Genomic DNA, 22,543 nt, shown 5'->3' with positions numbered 1-22,543 from the left:
TCACCACACCCGCATCATTTCTTCTACCTTACCCTCACTCACACGCCCGTTTTCCATAAAAACATGCGGAAATCCTGCTGCGTAGCCTCTTACATTTTCCTCACCAAAAATACCTGCGACACGATCGCGTGTGGCAGCGAGTCCGGAGTGGTTATGGATCCTGCAAAATTTTTTCAAATCTTCCCCATACATCCATTGGTCTTCCGCCTCTTTGTTAAAACCAATTATGGAGCATCTGACTTTATCCCCATCCATTTTCCGACGCGCGGAGAGCATGATTCGGTCAATAAAATCATCATTAGGCAGGGAATAGCCGGCAAAGATTAGATGTTTGGCGTTCTCGAGCGCCACTTTCATGTCGTTTTGAATTTCTTGAATAAATGAAGGCTGAATGAGCTTGAAATTGGTTTGTGTCGTGAATGCGGTGTGATGACTTTCCGTAATCGTTCCGCAATGCGTGCATTGAACAGCGTCGTAAATGCCTGATTCCATTGCCACTTTTTCTTCGCATGAACGCGGTATTTTTGGTGACAGCGATGGTAGGATCTGTGGTGGAAACAGACTGGATGAATCAATCCGCCATTCATTTCCTAAATAGAACGTGAGTTTTCCACATTTCGGGCATTGCCTGAACCCATGACAGCCATGGGGAAAATAGAATTTTCCAATTCTGACCCGTCTTCCGGACATATATGTATCATCATTCAGCTGTTGAACCGCCGTTTCATTCATCGGAAACCACGCAGATGGTGTCTGATCCTCGACTTTTCGTACCGCGATAAAATGGGCAAGATCATTGAACAGTTTCATGGGTTGTGACGGCGACCCGATATTCGGAGATCTGTGATTCACTACATTGTGGGCATTGAAGATGAGCCATAGAAAGATCGGATCCCAGTTCATCGAAATCACCGCATAACTGAACAGATAAAAACGGCGATCATCAAAGGGAACCGTTCGATCTGCTCTTTGCACGCCTTCTTCCATCATCCGACGTGCAAGAGTCATGGCAAATTGATGATAGTGCTGGTACAACGATTTTGTTTTCGGATCTTGCAGAAGTTGTGCATAGCCGATCGCGTGTATTAATTGCGTCAGCATATCCAACGTGCGTCGTGCCGCAATCAATCGATCAAGCGTGATGAACTGACCTTCTACATCAATCCCTTTCTGTACTTGAATATGCAGATCAAGTAAATTATACAAATCCTCAAGACTGAATGGGTGTCGCGGACAACGCTTGATCACCAATTTCACAGCTTGCCAATCATAGAGCATTTGCAAGTGTTGTGCACGCGTTTTCGGAATTTTGAGGACGTTCATTGCTTCTTCTTCCTGATCGAAAAACGTTGTATCAATCAGCTTGAGCAGTGCCCCCAACTCAGTTCGCACCTGTTCCTTGGCATCTGGAAATGCCTGCTCGACGGCACTCATTAAACTGTGCACATCAGAATCCACTACTGCGGCCAGTGTCTGAAACAGTTGTCCCAATTCTTTCGTCGTTTTCATGTTCAGAGGTTTTGTTGCCCCTGCGCCCCAGAATATGACTGTTTCCGGCCAGTATGGGTTGTACTTTGTATAACGGTTCATGCGGGCAGTGCTCCTCACTACATGTCATATCTTAATTCTGCCCAAGTCATTCAGGATCAGCCATCTCTCCTCATTTTTTCGTTTTAAATTTGTTCATCGTAAAAGTTCATGATTTGTGTTCATCACTACGTTATACTGTTAGGGTGACTAGAGACTATGATCGCGAGGGGATCGCAATGTATCAAGTGAAAGAATTTGATCAGCAAGGATTGCACTTTTATCGTTTAATGGATGAAACTTCATTTGTGGACGTCTGTCCGACGCGTGGTGGAATGGTCACTGCTTTTCATGTTGAGGGCGAAGACGTTCTTTTTATGAATGAAGAAACACTTTTTGACACCAATAAAAATGTGCGCGGCGGAATTCCTGTACTGTTTCCGATTGCGGGTCAACTGACGGACAAATCTTATTCGTGGAATGGCATCACTTACCCGATGGCCAATCATGGACTCGTCCGGACCCGCCCATGGCGCGTAATCAGTAATGTGCATGACTCCGTACATGCATCGTTGAAAATTGCTTTCCATAGTTCGGAAGTAACTCGAGCATCCTACCCATTTACTTTTGAAGTTGAACTCACATATACCCTTCATGAAGGCATCCTGAGCATTGACCAGGTTGTCAATAATCGATCCGATCAGTCCATGCCGGTCGATCCAGGCTACCATCCCTATTTTAATAAGAAAGAAAAGACGCTTCATCTGACAAGTAAGGCAACCCAATACTTGGATTACAATGATCAGAAAATCAAGCCGTTTACCGGATCCATTGACATGACCGGACTGAAAGAATCGGTTGTGCTCTTCGATGCTGAAGAAACACAATTGGCATTTGATTTTAATGAAGATAAAAAAGTAGTGATCAATCAAGATCCGCTTTTTCGCTACACGGTGCTCTGGGTTGAAGGCGATCAGCCGTTTGTCTGCGTGGAGCCTTGGACAGCAATGACGAATGCTTTGAATGAAAATAAGGAGCAGTTGCTGCTTGTTAAACCTGGCGAGCCTTTGAATTTGAAGATGTCCATTCAGTTAGAAAAGCGTTAATCACCACTCAAAAAGGGGTGCCCTCACGATTTCGAGGACTCCCCTTCTTCTCTAAAATTTAGCTGATGCGGCGATTTTGCTCACGAAGTTTACCGAGCTCTGCTTCGAGTTCCAGTCTCCGTTGCTTTAACGCATAGAGTTCATTCGTAATCGATTCTGTCAGTTGAACATTGCGCTGGCGCAGTTGTTTGTACAAGTCTAAGATTCGTCGATTAACGTACGACATCTGTATACGGAGATCACTTTCTCTTTGTCGGTCGCGTTCCGCCGACTCCTTGAGAAAAGCCGCCAAATTGTTTTTGATTTCATTTTGCCATTCGTCATCTTGCAATTTCTCAGCGAAGAGGTACAGGTCCAGATAGTCATCGATTTTTGCTTCTTTTGGATGATTCATCATGTGTAGCCCTCCCTTTATCTATCAATACTCACTGTCCAAACTACAGGTTTACTCAGCTCACTTAAAAATGTGTTTTGTCCATTTTATTAAAAAATGAAAAAATTGTTACACTTTCTTATCATTCAAAAGAAAGTTCTGCCAAGCACTTCTACATAAGCATCGATGCGCATTGCCTCATCCACCTGACCAATTGCCTGCTTGCTAATTTTTCTTATTTTATCTTGAAGCTTATGATCTGTCAAAATATTTATCTGGAAATCTCTGAATTTCCTGATCATGCTCTTCCCCTCAAGCTGGATGCGTCACCGAGCATCGAAGCGTTGTTTCTCCCTTATTTATTCCTTTCCTAGTTACAAAATCGTTTTAATGGTGCCGGTAAAAAAGAAAACACGTATCGACGAGACTTTCGAATACGTGTCAACCCTTTATCTATTCACTTACATCCGGAAAACTTCACTTTATCGCGGTTTTTGATGAGATTGCTTTTCTTGATAACTCTTTCTGATTCATATAGGACTGGATTTCTGTTTCATCTTTCGCAGTCAGTTGAACAAATTGGATTAATTAATTGTACGTCTCCCGTGCTTCACTTCTTTACGAGTGACCATACCCTTAACATGGATCATCGTGCCATCTTCTTTGGCAAAAGAAAGCGCAAAATAAACTTCTTTCTTCACCGGAAAGTCGATCGTGCATTTAATTTTCATGCCGCCAACACTGAGATCGAGCATTTCCACATCAAACGACTTATTATTCAATTTTTGTAACGTATGCTCGCCAAAGTCAATCACACGAATCGTACACTTTTCACCGGATAGCTTAATCCGATGATGTTTACGCCTTTCTATCGGTTCTTTATCGGCAATTAATTTTTGATTGCTCGATAGCTTTTTCTTGAGCCTCATGATGGTTATGCGGTCTTTATACATGATCCTCCGATAATGAAGAATGAATAAGGAAAGCACAATCAGCACAAACAACATTTCAATACCTGCACCAAGAGCTAAGATTGTATAACGAGACATTAGTGATCACCTCACAGATTGTAAAATGACGTTGTACGAAAGAGTGCCTCATAACCTTCGAACATCTGTGTCTCTACATTTATGATCGGTTGAAAATGATGAAAAAAATTTTCATTTCTAAGAAAATGAAATAACCACATTTTTTTCGCCTCTTTATTTGATCAAAACGGCGCACCAAAAACATGGAAGATTTCAAGTTGCTTCATCCATTTCGGCAACTCGGCGGCCATAGCATTTGCCTTAGGCCCGTAGTTTTGCGGCCCTATTTTTCAATAGGTGTGCCATTTCGATTGGTTTTGTATTGGTTATTTTGTCACAACTCATACAATTAATCAATGCCATTTGACCTATTTTTACCAGTTGATAACATTATTCAATCAAAAGTTGACATTCCAGTGGTAAAACTTACATCTTTCATTGAATATCCCCTTTTAGCGCTATGATGAAGGGAAATCAAAAATACTGGGCAAAAAACACTCAGTCCTTATTTTTACATCAATTCTGCTTCGATCGCTCGCTTGCCGCAGGCGCACTGCGAGCCTCCTCAAACAATCAAAAATCTGCGGGGTCTCGCCAGCACCTGATCCCGCAGGCGTCTCGCGTCTTCGCTACATTCTTAAGCAAAGAATTTATGTCATCAAAAAAAACACGGTTTCCCGTGTCGCTATCATTTCTTTTCCCTTTTCATGGCTTTCAGTTCTGAAATTAACTCTTCTGAGAGATCGGCTTGCGTTGCCTGACTATTTTCCTTCTGAATGGCCTCATAGATTTCCGCTCGGTTCACGTCAATGTCACGTGGTGCCGAAATACCCAATTTAATCTGATCACCGGCAATGCCAACAATTTTCACTTCAATATCATCGCCGATGCGAATCGCTTCACCAAGTTTTCGTGTCAAGATCAGCATCTGGTCACGCCCTCTCTTCTGACGAGGTCGCAACTAGGCGCTCTCGAAGCGAGTATCGGGAATGATCCGGAATATATTGCTTACCGAGTTGCTCACGCCCATTGATGATAATCGGCGCCTTGAGATTTGCTGTCGATTGGGAAAATGGCTTTCGCACGCTGACAATAACCCAAATAGCAACGTCCTGCTCAGATTGAATCGCCAATTGTTGAACCAAATGGTCAGGAAGATCGATGCTGTACTCTTCGAAATAGAGAAAAGGAGAAGTCACGATAAAAGCAACATCCGCATCATCAAGAGATTGCAGGATCGAGAAAGCTTCGCCAAAAGGTTGGAGGATAAAGCGCTTGTCATGAGCAAAACCGGGAATTCCGGATGAAAAAGAAATAATTTCATTTTCATTGATCTCTTGTTCGCCGTAATACTTTGTTTTTATCTTCATGATTCTCTTATCCTTTCTCATCAACAAACATGCCGACAGCTTGAATAGCCAAAGAAGGGTATTGCTGCATAGATATTGTGACTTGCCCCGGTTGATACGTCAATTGGGGTGCATTCACTTTTGCTTGGATCACCGGTGCATGCGTTTGCCAGTCGACCTGCAATTGTGCTGGCGTCACGTCGTAACTCACCGCTTGAGATGCGGGCGTACTGCCGGTATCATAATGTGTACCGATTACCGCTCTTTCAACGCTCTCCGCAGCTTGTTTCGCGAAGAGATTTCGCCCCTTATTCTTCTCAATATGTAAAAGTTCGTCCCCTTCTTGGGCATGACGAACAATGCCATCCAAAACTGCTTGCTTTCCCGCTTGTGCTGCGTCGCGAATACGAACAAATACCGATTTCAAATCCATGTTATGCCAACCTGCCGATTGATCGATCTTCACTTGAGCAGGTGTGCGTTCAATCGACATTGTTGCTTTTGGCTGCTCAATCGATTGATCCGCTTTCGGTTGGCTTATGGTTTGGACAGCATTTTGTGTACTGATCGCAATTTTGCCAAATGTTTGATGCATCTCAAGATGAGGGATTGTACTCGCCATGATCATCACCACATATTTCTAAAAAATGCCATAATACTAAAGTTCATGAGGATTATTTCAAAAAGTCAACAAGAGAAGTCTGAATGATTTTCGCTCCGACCGAGAGTGAGGCATTATAGACATTCTGCTGCTCATTCAATTTTACGATTGTTTCCGCGTAGTCAGCGTCTTCATTGCTGGACATGACTTGTGTAGCCACTGTCTTTTGCTCATCCAACCGGTTCTTGACCATATCAATACGATTGGTCTTTGCACCAAGATCAGCTTGAGCACTGCTTACTTCATCTAAATGGGTATCAAGTTTTCCAAGGTAGTCACTGATGTCTTGTCCTGTTGCCGTACCGCCATTCAAAGCATTCTTCAAATCATTTAAATCACTGAACAGTGAGGACGTGAACACTTGATTCGGATTCACATTAATTGCCATTGAGATGCCATCATTAACCGCAACGGAAAAGTTTGGATTATCAAGCGCGGTTTGATTAATGGTCACTGTTCCATCTGAAGCTTGAGTCAGAAGCGGGTTTGCGGAATCACTGCCGCTAAAAATATACTGTCCGCCCACTTGCGTGTTCCCTAATGTGACCAGTTGCTGCGTCAATTGATCCACTTCTACACCTATAGCTTTTCGCTGATCGGCTGTGTATGTATCTGTGCTTCCTTCTGTTGTCAGCTCACGGATACGTTGAAGTACATCATCCACTTGCGAGAGTGAATCATCTGAGCTATCAAGCCATTTATAAGCGTTGGTCACGTTCTTTTGATATTGCTCAACATGACTAACATCCGTACGGTAAGCAATTCCCATTGTTGCGACAACCGGATCCTGGGAAGGACGGGTGATTTTCTTTCCTGATGCCAATTGATCCTGATAATCCGCTATTTTGCTATAGCCACCGGAAATATTCTGCAGAACATTATTGGTCATCATGCCTTGTGTAATCCGCATTATTTATCACCCCATCTTATTAATTAAAGTATCCAACAAAGTATCAAGTGTTGTAACAACTTTAGCCGCCGCACCGTAAGAGTGTTGGAACTGGATCAAATTTGTTAATTCTTCGTCAAGGGATACCCCGCTGATTGAGGAACGCCGGTTTTGCGCCGCTGCCAATGTCGTTGCTGAGTTGCTTGTAAATTGTTGTGCAGACTGTGAATTAACACCGATCTGTCCAATCAGGCTCTGCAAATAACTCTTCAAGGTCATCGTATCGCTGCCTGTGCCATCAATAGCATAAGCATTCGTTGCGATCACGTTGGCCATTGCCGTCGCCCCGCTGTTGTCGCCGCTCGGTTTCGCGGTGCCATCTGCATTCAGCCCGTTTGCCTTCACATCGCTACCTGTTAGATTGCTGTTCACATGAATAGTGAGCGCAGTTACGATTCCTGAACTATCTCCGAGGAAGAAGTCACCTTTTGTGCTATCATAGCCCGCCGTCTTCTGATAAGCAGTATTCATTTCCGTTGCTAATGTGCTTGCCATATTATCCAAGCTCTTTAAGACACTTGGATAATCGTTTGTATAGGCATCAATGAGTCCTTGAAGTTTCCCTGAAAAATCTTTGCCCAATCCCGTTGAAACAGCCGTTGTGTCATCGGATTGAACCATCGCCATCGTAACCGTTGGCGCTGAACTGTTGGTCGTGTCGATTGTTGCCTTCAAATGATTATTTGTTAAAGCGGCACCATCGACCAGAGTTGCTGCTGGGCTATAAGACGCACCGGTTCCATCAACCATCTCAATGGTATATTTTCCTTCTGCAAGTGGTGATGGGTTGCCGCCGCTTGGCACTTTCGTCACTTTGATGTTGACAAGCTGCGCCAATTTTTCCGTGAGCGCATCGCGTTGGTCGTAGAGATCATTGGCGAGTAACCCGTTCGCTTCTTGCTTGTTGATTTGTGAATTAAGTGCGTTGATTTGATCTGCGTAATTATTGATCAGCTTCGTATTTTCCGTAATTTGCTGGTTGAGATTATCTTGAACTTTTCCTAAAGACGTGCCAATGTAATTAAACGTATCGGCGACCGCCGCTCCATTTTGTAGCACAACCGTACCTGTTCCGCTGGTTCCCGCATTGCCCGCAAGATCCTGAAGCGATTGCCAGAAACCATCCAGTTCAGATGAGATTCCGGTATCCGTCGGTTCATTAATAATATCTTCCATTTGGCCGTAGGCATCACTTAATGCACTCCAATAGCCATTCTCGTTTGAATTGTCACGAACTTGTTGATCAACAAATTGGTCGCGGATTCGGACAATTGCATCATCGTTCACACCTGTACCAATCTGACCGGCACCGCGTGCAGCGTTGATGCCAATGCCCGGATAAGGGGTCCATGTAGTCAAATTGACACGTTGACGAGAGTAGCCGTCTGTATTGGCATTTGAAATATTATGTCCGGTCGTCTGAATCGCTGTCTGCGTGACTTGCAGTGCCCGCTGCATCATATCTAAACTAGAAAAAATCGGAATCACTGGTTGCACCTCCGTCTATATTAAGTCCGAGAATCTATACGTCCGCTGTAAACGGATGACGGTGCCTGTCCGTCTCTTGGGTTTCGGTAATTATGCAAATTCTGATTCTGTGGTTTCAAGAGATTCATGTTCAGCTTGACCCAAAGTAATGAATCGCGAAGAAGTTCTTGATTCAGCTTATTCGCCTGTTTCAATCGATACACACTGTTCGCGAGTTCAAGATAAATCTTTTGCCATGCTTCACGCTCTTGCTCTGGCACCATCACTTTTTCCCAATCTGAAAAAGTGATCGATTCACCAGCATCTGTACCAAGATCGATCTGAATGATCGATGTCCGCGCTGTCTCCAATTTCTGCAAACGTTCAACCAGCGGTGTTTCTTTCGAACTGATCTCACCGACCGTTTGAGCATCTCCCACTTTGACCGCATCTCTTTTTTCAATGGCTAGGGTGTACAGAGCGTCATGACAGTCAATCATCGCGGTCATCGTTTGCTTCATTTGCTTTAGAGACATAGTTGTTCACTCCCTTAATGCTGAACCTTTATCGATTGTTCCAGAAGTTATACATTTTCTCTGCAATAGTTTTCGAGGAAACATAATACGTGCCAGCATCAATCTGCGTTTTGATCTGATCAATTTTTTGCTGTCTGGCTTCTTCAAGTTTCTTCGCGCCTTGCATGCGTTTTGCCGCGTTAGAAATTTCAACCTTATCATTTGTCTTAGCTGGTGCTATTGATTGTTCACCAAGTTTTGCTGCCTGATAGTTCGTTGAATACGACTGAACAGGCTGGTATCCGTTAATTTTCAATGAATTCACCTCATCTCAGAGGAATTTAATACTGGTTATAATCTCGAACTTTATTTTGCTTTCCCTATATTATATCGGCATTGTAGCTTATTTCTTTAGTTCTCTTGGGTGATCCTTAGGTATGATACGTCTTTCCCCGTTGTGAACGGCTTGCCGCTTCATCTCTTTTTTGCTGCTGATCAATGTCATGCTCCAGTCGATGCCGGCAGTTATCACAGAGCGCCCCGGTTTGGATCAACGTTCCACAAGACTTGCACGGGTAGCCAAGGTTAGGGAATACAGAGGTCTGAATTTTTCCTTCTCGAATCCACTGGTAAATCCAGTTAACATCGACACCGGTTGCTTCATGAACCTCAGTAACCGTTGATCTCCTGTTTTCCTGTTTACGAATAAAACGATAGACGGTCTCATACATTTGATCTTGTTTTTTTAGACAGTCGGGGCAGTATGGAGAAGACACTCTGACAAAGAGTCTTCCGCAGCCCTTACAGTTTTCGAGATCTGCCAATGAAATTCCTCCCTTAATCAAAAGCCAAATACTGGAGGGTAGGATCAATTGATCGCCCGCATGTTAGCACTCACAGATTTCGCTTTTCTCATTAATTATCGGACTAGATGTGTTAAAATTTAGTGATTTGTCACATCTACGCCCCTTCACTGCTGGCGCCCATGGTAAAATAGCAACACGTGTAACTTGCTTTTACTTATTTTTTAAATGCGTACAGAGCAGTTATTCGGCAAAAATACTAAGCTTCACTGAGATGGCTAGAATTAAGTCAAAGCCTATGAATAGTCATGTCGACTTATTAAATGATACAACAAGAAATGATAACACCGAGCGAAGGGAAATAACTTCATGCACCTTTTTAGAAAACATTGGCTTGGTTGGTTCCTTGCCTTCGATATAGTACTTGCCCTATTCCTTTTTAATCTCTATCCTGCAGGGCAGCATCTTTTAAAGAATAATTTTGTGACCAAGATCATCAATGATGCTGAAAAAGTAAAGAATGACGCCCTGCAGATAACAGGAGATACGGCGGAGAAAAGTTCCGTACAGATTGATGCACCCCAGATTCTTCAGAAACCCGAGTTACCTCGAGGCTGCGAAGTGACTGCTCTTGCAATGTTGCTTCAGAACGCCGGCGTCCAGGTCAGCAAAATGGAATTAGCGAGTAAAATTCACAAGGTCCCCTATTATCAAAATGGCTATTACGGCGATCCAAATGTTGGGTTTGTCGGCACTATGTATTCGTTCAGCGAGCAAGGGTATGGTGTGTATCACAAACCTTTGGCAAATCTTGGCCAGGATTTTCTACCTGGAAAAATTATCGATCTCAGCGGCAAATCTTTTGATGCTGTCTTGAGGCAGCTCCAGAACGGCATTCCGGTTGTCGTCATCACCAATGCCACATTTGAGCCGCTGCCACAGAATGCTTTTCAAGTCTGGCAGACAAAAGAAGGCAAAGTGAAAGTCACCAATCAGGAACATTCCGTATTGGTGACCGGATATGACAAAGATCATATTGTATTTAACGATCCACTTGGAAAAAAGAACACAGTGGTTGATAGAACCGCATTCATTAAAGCATGGCAGCAAATGGGCAGTCAGGCGATTAGCTATCGCCATTCCTTTTTCGAATAAGAGGCTTCCTTCGACGGAGCATTGCTCACTCTCAATCTTTTTTTCGTTTACTATTTTTAAAACAAGTGTTCATCTTGGTTATCCATGGATGAGTGTGAATGAGTCAATACGTGCCGGATGTGCCGGACTTAGTGCCTCTGCAGCTAAGCGGATCGTTGCTCCGGTCGTATAGATATCATCAACGAGAAGGATCTTTTTTCCGCTTATCTGATGAAGCATGTCATTCTTGATGGAAAAAGGAGTGTTTCGGGAGCGTATCCGCTCATTCCGATCTTTCTTACTTTGCTTTTGCTCATTTTTCTTCCGCACGAGTGCAGACACAATTGGCTGTCCTAATTGCTCGGCAAGCACTTCCGCTTGATTAAATCCACGCTCATTCAACCGCTCGACACTAAGCGGAACGGGTACAAGAAAATCATAAGTGCAGGTAGGACTCTTTTTCCAAAATCTTGGATGTAAATTGGGCCTGTTAATCCATTTCATCACCTGCTTCACTTCCTTTTCAAATCCTGACGCAATCACTGCATCCCCACGGAATTTGAACGCAGTCATGACTTCTTTCATGAAGGGGTTATAGTTATAGACTGCATAGTTTCGTCCATACAAACCATTTCTCTCGCTGTTCGCCCATTGCAGACAGTCGTGGCAACGATGATCGTGCACAAACACCGGTGCCAAATCTTGTAAATCCCGTCCGCATTGTCGACAACTGTGCCGCCAATCAATGCGCTCTAATTTCTCTCTGCATGACGCGCAAAATCCAAGTTGATGTTCTGAAGAGAGGAACGTGCGAAAGGTGAGTGGTTCTTGTCTTTCTACGCGACAAATGAGACAACGATCATGATTCAAAACCCACCCTCCTTATTCATTTGTTCAATCTGCCGACGTGCGCGTACCATCGCTAATGTCTTTCCATTATGAAAAAAGAGAATATCACCGGAAGGAGATGCAGATGAGCGTCCAACACGGCCGGAAATCTGAACAAGCGCACAAGTATCAAATACCCGATCATCCGCGCCGAGTACCGCAACCTCTACTCCAGGAACAGTGACCCCCCGTTCAAGTATGGTGGTTGTCACCAAAATTCTTATTTTTCCGTTGCGAAAGTCGTTCACCTTAGTATGACGATCTGGATCTTCTGCATGTACCCCAGCTGTTCGAACGAACCCTTCTTTTTGGATGGTTTCGGTCAGTTCACGGACCATCGTCACAGTCGGCACAAACAGAAACAATTGGCGTGCCTGCTGTTTCTTCGTGAGTAACCAATCAAGGAGCGGCTTGGGCAGCTGTCCTTTTTGGATGGAGCGAGTCCAATTACCAACCCAATGAAACCTCGGTACCGGAAGCGGGTGTCCGTGATAGCGTCTCGTAATTTTTACTCCCTTTAATTTTCCCTTCAAATAAGCACTCTTCAGCGCTTCTGGCGGTGTAGCCGTCAGATAGCCAATCGGTGCACCTGGTTTCGCTGCCTTCTGAACGGCAAAAGCGAGCATTGGATCATAATGAAACGGAAACGCATCCACTTCATCGATAAAGATACAATCAAAACAATTGGCATAATGAATGAGTTGATGTGCCGTTGAGATCACAAGTTGCGCTTCCGGATACGCTTCCTCACTTCCGGCATAGAGGCCGCTGATCGACACTGTTGGGAATACCGAGCGCAATCTTGGGAGTAATTCACGTACCACATCCGTACGCGGCGTCGCCAACGCCACATGATGGCCTTCTCTTAACGCTCGATCGATCGCTTTGTAAATTATCTCCGTCTTTCCGGAGCCGGTAACTGCCCAGACGAGGAATGAATCCCCATGAGCAAGCGCGTGATCCAGAGCAAATGCCGCCGCATTTTGTTCTTCAGACAAGGTGCCTGTCCACGTACAGAGCTCTGAGCCATCACTTTTCGGTGCCGATGCTGCAGGCGCCGGTCCAACCCATCTGACCAAACGACTGCATGCGCGCACAATGCCCATAGTGAGGCAATGACGACAATATACACACTCCTTCCGGCATCGCGCGCATGAACAGCTCGCAAATGATTCTTGATCACGATTTCCACATCGATTGCACTGCCATTTTTTTCGATAACTAAATAAATCCAAAAAATGCGCATTGTAAGCAGTTATTGCCGGGCGCATGGTGACATAACCTTTGTTCAGATGCTCTTTGATCACTTGATCTGAAAAAGGAAGCTCCTCCGCGCGATACTCTTTACCATACAAGAAACGCTGAACATCCGAACTGAAATTGGGAGATAAGTCGCTCTTTCGTGTAAGTAACATCATAGGTAAACGAACCTTCTTTCGAGGAGAAAATGAGGTGTAAAAATGAGGGTTGTCGATCATCTGAATTATGAGGAAGAATAAGTGGACCATTTCATAGAGGAGAGAATCTGTTAATAAAAGTATTCGACGCCATTCGCGTTATTCCTTCAATTATTTCGCAAATTATTAAAAAGAGCCGTTACATAAATCGTCTTCCGTCTCTATACGGTGTTTGTCCAATACAAATGAGTCAGTTTGTCCCATTCTAGTAGCGAATTGTCACGTTTGGATCAGTTTTTGTCCATCCCTATTAAAAATTATCCGAGTCCACCCCATCAGTAGCTCAATGCCCAAATCAGCCGAGCATAAGAAAATCAAAAAGAGACCTCTCATCAGTCGATTAGACGATGAGAGGGTCTCTCTAACTACATCAAGCTTTTTAAAGCTATCTTTTATAGGAATTTAATTAATTTTTACCCAACCGTTTTTGATCGCTTCAACAACAGCTTGTGTACGGTCTTCTACGTTCATTTTCTGCAAGATGTTGCTGACGTGGTTTTTGACGGTTTTCTCACTAATGTACAGATGTTCCCCAATGGCCCGGTTGCTCTTACCATCTGCCATAAGCTGCAGAACTTCGCATTCTCGATGTGTAAGAATATGAAGCGGTGGGCGGTACTCTTGATCACGGAAACCGGAAAGTTCAGTTGAATAGCCCTGTGTGGCCAGACGGCGAAACTCATTCACAAGATTGTGGGTCACTTTCGGATGGATGTAGGCACCACCTTGAGCGACGATCCGCACAGCTTGAATCATGGAATCCGCATCCATTTCTTTCAGCAAGTAGCCAAGTGCACCGGACTTCAGCACATGTGTGACATAGCTTTCATCATCATGAATCGATAGAATGATTACTTTCAAACCCGGGTGATTTTTAATCAGCTGTCTTGTTGCCTCAACCCCGTTCAATTTCGGCATGTTGATGTCCATCAACACTACATCCGGATCTGCGTCTTCGATCAGTTGTTCAGCCGTGCTGCCGTCATCACCTTCAGCCACGACTTCAAAATCACTTTCCATATCTAATATTCTCTTAACGCCTTCACGAAAAAGACGATGGTCATCAATTAATGCAATCGTTGTCACTTTTGGTCGCACATTTGTCACAAATATCTCTGCTGTCAATTGTTCAAACCATCAACCACCGGTTCAACACCTTGAACTGTCTTTTTTCCAGTGAAATTGATCGTACATACTTCCCCTATTGCAGCAGATATCCACCTCGCTTTTATTCTATCAAATTACCAATGAGGCTTGGGATGGCGCTCATTCGATATGTAGTTATTGTTCAAGTACATCTTCCTGATGGATCGGTATATTAATTAATATTTTCGTTCCGGAATTTACTTCTGAACGAATGATCAATTCGCCTTCCAAGAGTTCAGCTCGTTCTTTCATACCGATCAATCCGTAACTCCCTTCCTTTGTTACCGATTGGTCGAATCCCTTTCCATCATCGATCACTAGTATTAGGACTTTATCCTCTCTGTATTCCAATCGAACATTAATTTGCGTTGGATTGGCATGAATGCAGGCGTTTTGCATCGCCTCTTGAATTAGTCGAAATAACGCTGCCTCAATTCGCGATTGCAGCCGTTTTTCACGCCCAGTACTTTCAAAGTTCATTCGAATGGAGGGAAAGTCGCTGTTCACACGGTGAAAATACTTCTTCAATGTGGGTACTAACCCTAAATCATCAAGGCTCATTGGTCTGAGATCATAGATGATTCGCCTGACTTCACCAAGTGCACCCTGTACCATCACCCTGTATTTTTGTAATTCTTTATGCGACGCTTCCATTCCTTCTTTCTGCCCGACACGCTCAACCACGTCAAGGCCGAGTAATACCTGTGCCAATGTCTGTGCAGGTCCATCATGGATCTCTCGCGAAAGTCTCTTTCTCTCTTCCTCAAGTGATTCAATAATTTTCAGGCCAAACGCACGCTGCTCCCTGGCGCTTGCAATGACCTCGCCAACCTGTTTCAGATCACCGGTCAGGTAATTCAGAACGACTGTGACTTGTCCGATCAGATTCTCTGCTTTTTGAATGGTCGTTTGCAGCTGAACAAGTCGGCGTTCCAATTCATTCCGGCGTCTCTTCATCTGCCTTTCCATTTCGCGCACAATCGACAAATCGTTCTGAATAGTATTTGCGGTTTCATAGGCATGACGTACATCAGCTTCTCCGTATTGATTAAAAGCTCTGCTGATCTCCGCCAAGCGTCCTCTCGACCGTCTTGCTGCTAATTCGAGCGTGTCACTTCGTTCGATGATTCCTTCCAGTTCTTGTCGAACAAGTTGAAGTTCTTTTACCAGCGCGTCATGCTCTTTACGTGATTGTTCACCAATCTCAAAGATCTGAGACTTGCTGTCGCTCACATTATCAATCATATTGTTGATAATTTTGTCAAGATGCTTGACATCTTGTGCCGCATTTATTGGTTTGCTGGTTGACATAATTTCCCTCCATAACAAATGTAGCGAAACACATGCATGCATGCTAGCCACATTATGCCTATCTATGTATAGGTATTAAGAACTATTTGATTGCCGGATCAACTGCTCTGTTCTTCGGCACTTTGTTCGTGTATCGTTATTTTTGTATTCTGAGACAAACAATTTTCTTAATAAAAATTTGTCATAACTCTGTCTATACCCATTGTTTCTTAGAGATAAACAATTGACAAGGGTAAATTCTACCAAGCAATGAAATGATTTATATTCATCATATCACTTTTTAAAACTATTTTTCCTTCAACGGTCGAAACATTATCGATTGTCGTCGAAGATAATATGAATAAAACTATTTTATTATAAGTTTGAATGCCATACTTATTTGTTCGACGAACTATTGTTCTTTTTATCGTATCGATGAAATTCATTTTTGTAAACATTCATTCAGAATTCATCTACGGCTCACACGCACATAGTGCTTTAATAAATTCAAGAAAAAATTTTAACTTTAGAGATTAATGAAAGGAGCTATTCATGTCTTTAGAAAAGTATAGAACCATTCAATCGTCGAGCAGTGTTGAAACGGAAATTAAGCGTTCACGCTTTATCGCATCCGTCTATCCGGTAGAGACTGAAAACGAGGCTGAGCAACTGATTCAGACTGTTCGTAAGGAACATTGGAAGGCAAATCATAATTGTTTTGCCTATATCATAGGAAAGAAACAAGAAATCCAAAAGGCAAGCGACGATGGTGAACCAAGTGGCACCGCTGGAGTCCCGATTCTCGATGTCCTGAAACGTCGCCATGTATGTAATGCTCTGGTAATTGTTACCCGATATTTCGGAGGGATCAAACTCGGCGCAGGTGGCTTAATTCGCGCTTATGCACATTCAACGAGTAGCGGATTGAATGAAGCAGATGTTATCGAACAGATTCCTTCTTTCCAGTGGGCTGTGACCGTTGACTATCATTTGAGCGGAACTTTAGATAACAAACTCCGTGAATCTCATTATGCGGTAAAAGAAATCCGTTATCTAGACAAAGTCACTTTTGATCTCTATACCGACCAGGAGGAAGAACACCTATTTATTGACTGGATCACCGATTTGACAAACGGTCAGGCACAAATTGAAAAACGATGCGAACTCTATTTACAGAAAAAAGTGCCGAATCCTGGCGAAATTAAATAATTTCCCCGCGTCTAGTGGCGGGCAGATGGACCGTCTCGATAATGAAGCTGCCTACTCCTTAATCGACATTATTTTTTCATTTTACGAATTTTGCTGAAAAAGCACTAATTTTACATTGATGGAAATGATCGACTTAGGTAAAATAAAGCTATTGTTAATAAGCTGTGACTAATGAACTATTGAGTATTTAATTTTTTTATTGACCTACGCTGATCTGTGAATGAATCAGAACTTGAAGGAGAATCCGTCGATAATGACATTAAGCAGAATAGAAAACCAAAAGAAAAAGCATGGTAAGCGTAAGAAAATTTTAATCATCGTATTGGCTGTACTTCTTGTTCTGGCAGGGAGCGGCGTGAGTTACGGCTATTATTTAACGAAGAAACTCGAAACCGTAACAGGAAATGCACAAAAAAAACTAGCCCGCGGAAACAAATCAGATTTGCGTGCTGAAAAAGTTGATCCGGTTAAGGACGACTTCTCCATTTTGTTCATCGGTATCGACAAGCGCAAGAATGAACCGAGTCGTTCGGATGCACTGATTCTTGCAACATTCAATCACGCAACAAACAAAGTACACATGGTCAGCATTCCTCGTGATTCAAAAGTTCAAATTATTGATCCGACCCACACGCGTGATTATGGCATATCTAAAATTACCCATGCCCATGCCTATGGTGATGCCAATAATGGACAGGGTGCTGACTATACCATTGCAACCGTTGAGAATTTGTTTAAGGTTCCTGTTGATTATTATGTTCAAGTAGACTTTGATGCATTCATGAAGATTATCAATGCGCTTGGTGGCGTGGAGATGGATGTGCCCGTCAAACTGGTTACTCAAAATAGTAAGGACAAGAAGGGCAAAAATGCCATCGTTCTTAAACCAGGTAAGCAACTACTCAACGGTGAGCAGGCACTTGCATTGGTACGTAATCGTAAATCCCCAGGTGCAGGCGGCGACTTTGGACGTGGCAGAAGACAGATGGCAATGATTGAAGCAATTGTGAAGAAAAGTTCTAAGCTGTCTTCTGTGACCAAATACAGTAAAGTAATCGATTCTCTCGATCAGAACTTCGAGACAAACCTAACATTTGGACAACTGCTTAGTCTGCGCCAATACGCAGGCTCACTATCAGGAATAAAAACCTTACAGTTGAAAGGTACAGACGACATGAGCACGGGTATTTACTACTATGCCTTAGATGATAATTATCTCAATAAAGTCCGTACCCAACTTAGAGAGCAGCTCAATTATCAAACGGTCGCAGGGAGCGACAGTTCACAGGAGAACAGCAGTATGAACGGAACATCATCATCTTCCTCGAGCACCACAAGCGATTCAGGACTTGCTACTGATTCATCCGGTTCAGCCAGCAATCAATAATACTTGCGCTATATAATAAGCCTGTGCGTAGATTGTTCATACGCATAGGCTTATTTCTTTTCGCACTCGAATTGATGAATCACAATTGGTGTGCGTACCTGTTCATATAAATGATTTCCTTTAAATGATTTCCTTGAAGTTATTCTATTAGCCAGCAGGTTCAAGCACCATGCATTGAATGATCGATTCTTATGCATCGATCGTTCGGACTTTTGCTCGTTTAATCTGTTCTCTCGCGCTCGCCAACATTTTGCACTCTCCGCTTTTCTCGTACATCAATCATTGGAATATCCTCCAAAAAAAAGATGAGCAAAAACCGTTTAGAATTTATCTTGCTTTAAATGTGCGTCGATTGCTGGCATCAGCTAGAATGACTACGTATAATCCGTAAGCCTCCTCGAATAAATCAAAAATCTGCAAGTTCGCCCCTGGCTTAGACCAACAAGAACGACCCCACAGGCTTCCCGCTCTTCGCTGGTTTAAAAACTTTATACTTTTCAATTTATATCTTAAAAAAAAGAGCATTGGACGGCCATGAGACCACTCAATGCTCTTTCTATATAGTCTATCTAAATAGCTCTTATTTTACCTTTGCTAAATGAAGCAATCGTTTGTACGTATTCAGGAGTGGCTTATAGTTGGTGCTGATCAATCCCACACCTTCGACCACAAGCTCAATGATCAACATAACCCCGATGATAATAATCATTGAACCGAGCAATGTTGATGTTGAGAACAGGATCGCAGCCAATGCGAATAGCGCGCTCATACCATAGATTAGCACTACAGTCTGGCTTTGCGTGAATCCGAAACGCAGCAAACAGTGATGCAAGTGCGATTTATCAGGTGCTGTTAGTGGTTTGTGATTTACGAATCGACGAATGATCGCAAACAATGTGTCGGAAATCGGCACAGCCAATATGATGATCGGCACAACCAGTGAGAACAACGTCACATTCTTGAATCCGAGCAAAGCAAGCACGGAAATGATATAGCCAAGAAAATAGCTTCCTGTATCCCCCATGAAGATCTTTGCCGGATGAAAGTTATAAGGCAAGAATCCTAGTGTACTTCCGAGTAACAATGTACTTACAGTGAATACAAACCAGTTACCTTCGGTCAAGGAAAGACCAGCTATCGTCAGTAACACAATACTCGATACACCGACAGCTAGTCCGTCCAGTCCGTCAATCAAATTAATTGCATTGGTTATTCCCATGATCCAGAGCAAGGTTAAAGGAATACTCAGCCAGTACAGATGGAGTACGCCATTAAAAGGTAAATTAATAAATGAAACACTGATTCCGCTCTGAACAATAACAAGCGCTGCAAAGAAGTGTGCAATAATTTTCACTCTCGGTGACAATGAATACAGATCATCGAGAACACCCGTGAGAATAATAATGAAACTTCCAATAATCAGTGGCAACGTGAAACTGCTGTCCGGCCACATAATCAGCATCCCAATGATAAATGCTAGATAAATCGCTAATCCGCCCATTCGCGGCATAATTGTCTTGTGCACTTTGCGGGCGTTTGGAAGATCAGTCGCGCCGATGCGAATCGCCAATTTCCTGACTAGTGGTGTTAGAGCTACCGCAGCAAGAAAACAAATAATGAACGTCACATAGACCATCGTGTCAGTCCCGCCCTTATCAATAAATTCGGATTGAAGTCATTTTCACGTTAACATTCTCGAAAACTTCTCATATACGGAATTATAACACATTGTAAATACAATGCCACTGCTTTCTTTACAATCTCTCAATGATATCCACAATCCGTTAAAATTAGTTTACAATATTAAGAGTCTTGGGCACTAAAATGCGGTATTTTTTTGATGATTGCAAGCAATCATTACCAATGATAAACGGATAAAATGGCCTTAATTTAGAGATGCTGATGAGAGTATATTCATAACATAAGGACGGGATCATGAATGGTTGAAAAGAAACAAGTGGGCACTTTATATATGAACGATTTTCGCACGAAGCAGTCATTCGTTGATCTGTTTACCAACAAGCTGATGTCGCATCAAACCATGAACCTCTATTTTCTGAATGATCATGGGTACAACATTGCACAAAAAGATCCTGACTACAACGCTGTTCTTAATCGTGCCGACTACCTGCTCAATGATGGGATTGGGATTAAATTAGGGGCAAAAATTTGGGGTGTGACACTCGACGAAAATTTAAACGGTACGGATCTAATCCCTCTACTTTTACATAAATGTGTGGAACATCAATGGTCCGTATATTTGCTCGGCTCATCAGACACAATTGTTCAAACTGCTGCACGTAACCTTCAAACCCAATTTCCTAATCTGAAAGTCGTCGGTGCTCATAACGGATATTTTACTTCTGATCAGGAAGTTGTGGAAACCATTAATTATTCCAATGCCGATGTTTTACTCGTTGGGATGGGTATGCCACTTCAAGAAAAGTTTATTGATCGAAATTCTAGCGTATTGGAACCCATGGCACGCGTAGCCGTTGGCGGATTTATAGATTTTGCCTCGGGCACGAAACCACGTGCGCCGAAATTGATGCGACTATTAAATCTCGAGTGGTTGTTCCGTATGGCACTCGAACCGCGCAGAATGTGGAAGCGCAATGTCGTTGGTCACGCACAGTTTTTCACAAAGATCATCTGGTTAAAAAGAAAAGTCTCTAGAAAACAATGATGCAGCGGATCACGAAAGCCTTCTCGCATCTGCAAAAGGGTTTCGTTTTATCATGCGAATGAATTGCAGGACCGTGATAGAATGAAAGTGGAAGAATCTATAGCAGAAAGAAGGATTTGCATGGACAAGACTTTTTTTATTCGGAACCGTAAGAAACTCTATGAGACATTAGAAGACCAATCGCTGACAGTCCTATTTGCCGGCGAAGCTGCGCATCAATCAGCAGATGAGAGCTATCCGTTCTACCCGAACCGCAACTTTTATTATATGACCGGAATTACGGAGGCAAAAGTTATCTTTGTTGCCGCCAAATTTGGTGGACAGGTTGAGGAAACGTTATTCATTCAACGCGCCGATCCTTGGATGGCACGATGGGTTGGGGAAACGATTACCCCGAACGAAGCACAGGATGCCTCCGGGGTTCAGAATATCGAGTTGATCGATAAATTTGACAGTTACATTCACTCTCAGTTGGATAATCGCGTCTACAAACACTTATATGCTGATCTTGAGGCGAAATCATGGGAATTCTCTGCAAAGCCATCAAATAAATTTGCTGCAGAAGCAGCCGTCACTTATCCGTATCTTACTATACACAATGTGTATCCTGTCATTTGCAAATTCCGTGTTGTTAAATCAGCTGAAGAAATTGACTTAATTCGCGAAGCGGGAAAAATTACTGCGGATGGCATTAAGCATGTGCTGGCAAATGCAAAGCCGGGCATGAAAGAATATGAATTAGAGGCCTACTTTAATTTTACATTGAAAAGTCGAGGATGTACTGAATTCGCATTTCCAACCATTCTTGCCAGTGGATTTAACGGAACTGTGCTCCATTACTCCGCCAACATGGGAACTGCTGAAAATGGAGATCTTGTTCTTCTCGATCTTGGTGCACAACACAAACTCTACAATGGCGACATTAGTTATACCTTCCCAGTTAACGGCACATTCACGTCTAGGCAAAAAACAATTTACGATTTAGTCTTGCGTTGCAACCAAGCCGTAACCAAGATGACCAAGCCAGGCATCGCATTCAAGGATCTCAATAAATTCACTATTGACTTCTATACCGAAGAATTAATGAACATTGGCTTGATTAAACGCCCAGAAGAATTAACAAACTATTATTTTCATGGGGTCAGTCATTCGCTCGGCCTTGATACACATGATGTTGGTCCCTATCGTGAAATGGAACTTGTCCCGGGTGAAGTGATTACCAATGAACCCGGCCTCTATATTCCTGAAGAAAGTATTGGCATCCGTATTGAGGATGATCTTCTCGTAACTGAAACCGGTGCTGAAGTACTCACAACCGGCTTGCCACGTACGACAGATGAAATTGAAAGCTACATGGCAGAAAACAACAGCAATCTAAAATAAATTTGTCCCCTTAAAAGGATCCTGACAATGATACAGGATCCTTTTATTATAGAAGGAAAAATTATCAATTTTGACTTTCGATCTGTGTCTTCATGAATCATTTCCTGGGAAATAGCACGACATGACTTAATGTGACACTGAATTCTGTTAAAATAAGAACAAGAATGTCATTCAAAGGATGAGTT

The 22,543-nt window shown here is 43.0% G+C and carries 23 protein-coding genes and 1 riboswitch; of the genes, 6 read left to right on the top strand and 17 right to left on the bottom strand.

From position 1 onward, the window contains the following. Entirely contained in the window at positions 1-1,590 is a 1,590-nt protein-coding gene (locus NIE32_RS09985) for a hypothetical protein (protein WP_253076750.1), read from the bottom strand. Positions 1,591-1,766: 176 nt separating this feature from the next. Here NIE32_RS09985 and NIE32_RS09980 point away from each other — a divergent pair, with 176 nt between their 5' ends. After that, the gene (locus NIE32_RS09980; RefSeq protein ID WP_253076749.1) at positions 1,767-2,633 is read left to right on the top strand and encodes an aldose epimerase family protein; all 867 of its coding nucleotides are present in this window, start codon (positions 1,767-1,769) and stop codon (positions 2,631-2,633) included. A 58-nt stretch (positions 2,634-2,691) separates the two neighbouring features. Here the strand turns inward: NIE32_RS09980 and NIE32_RS09975 are convergent, their stop codons facing one another. The 11 genes from NIE32_RS09975 to NIE32_RS09925 all read right to left on the bottom strand — a co-directional run bounded on the left by NIE32_RS09975 (position 2,692) and on the right by NIE32_RS09925 (position 9,799). Beyond that, positions 2,692-3,030 carry a hypothetical protein gene (locus tag NIE32_RS09975; protein WP_253076748.1) on the bottom strand — a complete coding sequence of 113 codons (339 nt, stop codon included), beginning with the start codon at positions 3,028-3,030 and terminating at the stop codon, positions 2,692-2,694. Between the two features lie 122 nt (positions 3,031-3,152). Continuing rightward, positions 3,153-3,308, bottom strand: a complete 156-nt coding sequence (locus tag NIE32_RS09970; RefSeq protein WP_253076747.1) for a hypothetical protein — start codon at positions 3,306-3,308, stop codon at positions 3,153-3,155. A gap of 282 nt (positions 3,309-3,590) precedes the next feature. Beyond that, positions 3,591-4,055, bottom strand: a complete 465-nt coding sequence (locus NIE32_RS09965; protein WP_253076746.1) for a PilZ domain-containing protein — start codon at positions 4,053-4,055, stop codon at positions 3,591-3,593. Between the two features lie 210 nt (positions 4,056-4,265). Further along, positions 4,266-4,348, bottom strand: a riboswitch (cyclic di-GMP riboswitch). Between the two features lie 374 nt (positions 4,349-4,722). After that, positions 4,723-4,962, bottom strand: a complete 240-nt coding sequence (gene csrA, locus NIE32_RS09960) for a carbon storage regulator CsrA (RefSeq protein WP_253076745.1) — start codon at positions 4,960-4,962, stop codon at positions 4,723-4,725. 4 nt (positions 4,963-4,966) lie between these two features. Beyond that, positions 4,967-5,404 (bottom strand): flagellar assembly protein FliW, encoded by a 438-nt coding sequence (gene fliW, locus NIE32_RS09955; protein ID WP_253076744.1) that lies wholly within the window; start codon positions 5,402-5,404, stop codon positions 4,967-4,969. A 7-nt stretch (positions 5,405-5,411) separates the two neighbouring features. Next, complete coding sequence (locus NIE32_RS09950; protein ID WP_253076743.1) at positions 5,412-6,005, bottom strand: DUF6470 family protein; 594 nt, start codon at positions 6,003-6,005, stop codon at positions 5,412-5,414. 52 nt (positions 6,006-6,057) lie between these two features. Beyond that, entirely contained in the window at positions 6,058-6,954 is an 897-nt protein-coding gene (gene flgL, locus NIE32_RS09945) for a flagellar hook-associated protein FlgL (protein WP_253076742.1), read from the bottom strand. A 6-nt stretch (positions 6,955-6,960) separates the two neighbouring features. After that, on the bottom strand, positions 6,961-8,481 hold the full coding sequence (flgK, locus tag NIE32_RS09940; RefSeq protein WP_253076741.1) for a flagellar hook-associated protein FlgK: 1,521 nt from the start codon (positions 8,479-8,481) through the stop codon (positions 6,961-6,963). Positions 8,482-8,501: 20 nt separating this feature from the next. After that, positions 8,502-8,996, bottom strand: coding sequence for a flagellar protein FlgN (locus NIE32_RS09935; RefSeq protein WP_253076740.1), 495 nt, complete (start codon positions 8,994-8,996; stop codon positions 8,502-8,504). Between the two features lie 28 nt (positions 8,997-9,024). Then, positions 9,025-9,291, bottom strand: a complete 267-nt coding sequence (gene flgM, locus NIE32_RS09930; protein WP_253076739.1) for a flagellar biosynthesis anti-sigma factor FlgM — start codon at positions 9,289-9,291, stop codon at positions 9,025-9,027. Positions 9,292-9,406: 115 nt separating this feature from the next. Continuing rightward, positions 9,407-9,799 carry a TIGR03826 family flagellar region protein gene (locus tag NIE32_RS09925; RefSeq protein ID WP_253076738.1) on the bottom strand — a complete coding sequence of 131 codons (393 nt, stop codon included), beginning with the start codon at positions 9,797-9,799 and terminating at the stop codon, positions 9,407-9,409. A 348-nt stretch (positions 9,800-10,147) separates the two neighbouring features. On the opposite strand from NIE32_RS09925, the gene NIE32_RS09920 reads away from it, so the two are divergent. Next, positions 10,148-10,933, top strand: a complete 786-nt coding sequence (locus NIE32_RS09920) for a C39 family peptidase (RefSeq protein WP_253076737.1) — start codon at positions 10,148-10,150, stop codon at positions 10,931-10,933. Positions 10,934-11,011: 78 nt separating this feature from the next. Here the strand turns inward: NIE32_RS09920 and NIE32_RS09915 are convergent, their stop codons facing one another. The 4 genes from NIE32_RS09915 to NIE32_RS09900 all read right to left on the bottom strand — a co-directional run bounded on the left by NIE32_RS09915 (position 11,012) and on the right by NIE32_RS09900 (position 15,714). Next, positions 11,012-11,782 carry a ComFC family protein gene (locus NIE32_RS09915; protein WP_253076736.1) on the bottom strand — a complete coding sequence of 257 codons (771 nt, stop codon included), beginning with the start codon at positions 11,780-11,782 and terminating at the stop codon, positions 11,012-11,014. Next, on the bottom strand, positions 11,779-13,215 hold the full coding sequence (locus NIE32_RS09910; RefSeq protein ID WP_435594235.1) for an ATP-dependent helicase ComFA: 1,437 nt from the start codon (positions 13,213-13,215) through the stop codon (positions 11,779-11,781). The genes NIE32_RS09915 and NIE32_RS09910 overlap by 4 nt, the downstream gene beginning before the upstream one ends. 444 nt (positions 13,216-13,659) lie before the next feature. Then, the gene (locus NIE32_RS09905) at positions 13,660-14,364 is read right to left on the bottom strand and encodes a response regulator (RefSeq protein ID WP_253076734.1); all 705 of its coding nucleotides are present in this window, start codon (positions 14,362-14,364) and stop codon (positions 13,660-13,662) included. Positions 14,365-14,538: 174 nt separating this feature from the next. Further along, the gene (locus NIE32_RS09900; RefSeq protein ID WP_253076733.1) at positions 14,539-15,714 is read right to left on the bottom strand and encodes a sensor histidine kinase; all 1,176 of its coding nucleotides are present in this window, start codon (positions 15,712-15,714) and stop codon (positions 14,539-14,541) included. A 531-nt stretch (positions 15,715-16,245) separates the two neighbouring features. Between NIE32_RS09900 and NIE32_RS09895 the strand changes: the two genes are divergently transcribed. Further along, positions 16,246-16,902, top strand: a complete 657-nt coding sequence (locus NIE32_RS09895; RefSeq protein ID WP_253076732.1) for a YigZ family protein — start codon at positions 16,246-16,248, stop codon at positions 16,900-16,902. A gap of 253 nt (positions 16,903-17,155) precedes the next feature. Next, the gene (locus tag NIE32_RS09890; protein ID WP_253076731.1) at positions 17,156-18,289 is read left to right on the top strand and encodes an LCP family protein; all 1,134 of its coding nucleotides are present in this window, start codon (positions 17,156-17,158) and stop codon (positions 18,287-18,289) included. A gap of 580 nt (positions 18,290-18,869) precedes the next feature. Here the strand turns inward: NIE32_RS09890 and NIE32_RS09885 are convergent. Then, positions 18,870-19,925 (bottom strand): glycosyltransferase family 4 protein, encoded by a 1,056-nt coding sequence (locus tag NIE32_RS09885; protein WP_253076730.1) that lies wholly within the window; start codon positions 19,923-19,925, stop codon positions 18,870-18,872. A 303-nt stretch (positions 19,926-20,228) separates the two neighbouring features. Between NIE32_RS09885 and NIE32_RS09880 the strand changes: the two genes are divergently transcribed. Beyond that, positions 20,229-20,975: a WecB/TagA/CpsF family glycosyltransferase gene (locus tag NIE32_RS09880; RefSeq protein WP_253076729.1), complete on the top strand. Its 747-nt coding sequence runs from the start codon at positions 20,229-20,231 to the stop codon at positions 20,973-20,975. Between the two features lie 120 nt (positions 20,976-21,095). Then, positions 21,096-22,358, top strand: a complete 1,263-nt coding sequence (locus NIE32_RS09875; protein WP_253076728.1) for an aminopeptidase P family protein — start codon at positions 21,096-21,098, stop codon at positions 22,356-22,358. Positions 22,359-22,543 lie beyond the last annotated feature (185 nt).

It is taken from the genome of Sporolactobacillus kofuensis, from assembly GCF_024125425.1.
GTDB classification, from domain to species: domain Bacteria; phylum Bacillota; class Bacilli; order Bacillales; family Sporolactobacillaceae; genus Sporolactobacillus; species Sporolactobacillus kofuensis.
This window is presented reverse-complemented; position numbering and strand designations above follow the sequence as displayed.

Bases quoted from the DNA above. Each gene is read 5' to 3' on its own strand.
- NIE32_RS09950 (WP_253076743.1), bottom strand. From the start codon at position 6,005: ATGGCGAGTACAATCCCTCATCTTGAGATGCATCAAACATTTGGCAAA.
- flgL (WP_253076742.1), bottom strand. From the start codon at position 6,954: ATGCGGATTACACAAGGCATGATGACCAATAATGTTCTGCAGAATATT.
- NIE32_RS09920 (WP_253076737.1), top strand. From the start codon at position 10,148: ATGCACCTTTTTAGAAAACATTGGCTTGGTTGGTTCCTTGCCTTCGAT.
- NIE32_RS09875 (WP_253076728.1), top strand. From the start codon at position 21,096: ATGGACAAGACTTTTTTTATTCGGAACCGTAAGAAACTCTATGAGACA.
- NIE32_RS09935 (WP_253076740.1), bottom strand. From the start codon at position 8,996: ATGTCTCTAAAGCAAATGAAGCAAACGATGACCGCGATGATTGACTGT.
- NIE32_RS09985 (WP_253076750.1), bottom strand. From the start codon at position 1,590: ATGAACCGTTATACAAAGTACAACCCATACTGGCCGGAAACAGTCATA.
- NIE32_RS09965 (WP_253076746.1), bottom strand. From the start codon at position 4,055: ATGTCTCGTTATACAATCTTAGCTCTTGGTGCAGGTATTGAAATGTTG.
- NIE32_RS09885 (WP_253076730.1), bottom strand. From the start codon at position 19,925: ATGGTCTATGTGACGTTCATTATTTGTTTTCTTGCTGCGGTAGCTCTA.
- NIE32_RS09975 (WP_253076748.1), bottom strand. From the start codon at position 3,030: ATGATGAATCATCCAAAAGAAGCAAAAATCGATGACTATCTGGACCTG.
- NIE32_RS09880 (WP_253076729.1), top strand. From the start codon at position 20,229: ATGGTTGAAAAGAAACAAGTGGGCACTTTATATATGAACGATTTTCGC.
- csrA (WP_253076745.1), bottom strand. From the start codon at position 4,962: ATGCTGATCTTGACACGAAAACTTGGTGAAGCGATTCGCATCGGCGAT.
- NIE32_RS09895 (WP_253076732.1), top strand. From the start codon at position 16,246: ATGTCTTTAGAAAAGTATAGAACCATTCAATCGTCGAGCAGTGTTGAA.
- NIE32_RS09980 (WP_253076749.1), top strand. From the start codon at position 1,767: ATGTATCAAGTGAAAGAATTTGATCAGCAAGGATTGCACTTTTATCGT.
- NIE32_RS09970 (WP_253076747.1), bottom strand. From the start codon at position 3,308: ATGATCAGGAAATTCAGAGATTTCCAGATAAATATTTTGACAGATCAT.
- fliW (WP_253076744.1), bottom strand. From the start codon at position 5,404: ATGAAGATAAAAACAAAGTATTACGGCGAACAAGAGATCAATGAAAAT.
- NIE32_RS09910 (WP_435594235.1), bottom strand. From the start codon at position 13,215: ATGTTACTTACACGAAAGAGCGACTTATCTCCCAATTTCAGTTCGGAT.
- NIE32_RS09890 (WP_253076731.1), top strand. From the start codon at position 17,156: ATGACATTAAGCAGAATAGAAAACCAAAAGAAAAAGCATGGTAAGCGT.
- NIE32_RS09900 (WP_253076733.1), bottom strand. From the start codon at position 15,714: ATGTCAACCAGCAAACCAATAAATGCGGCACAAGATGTCAAGCATCTT.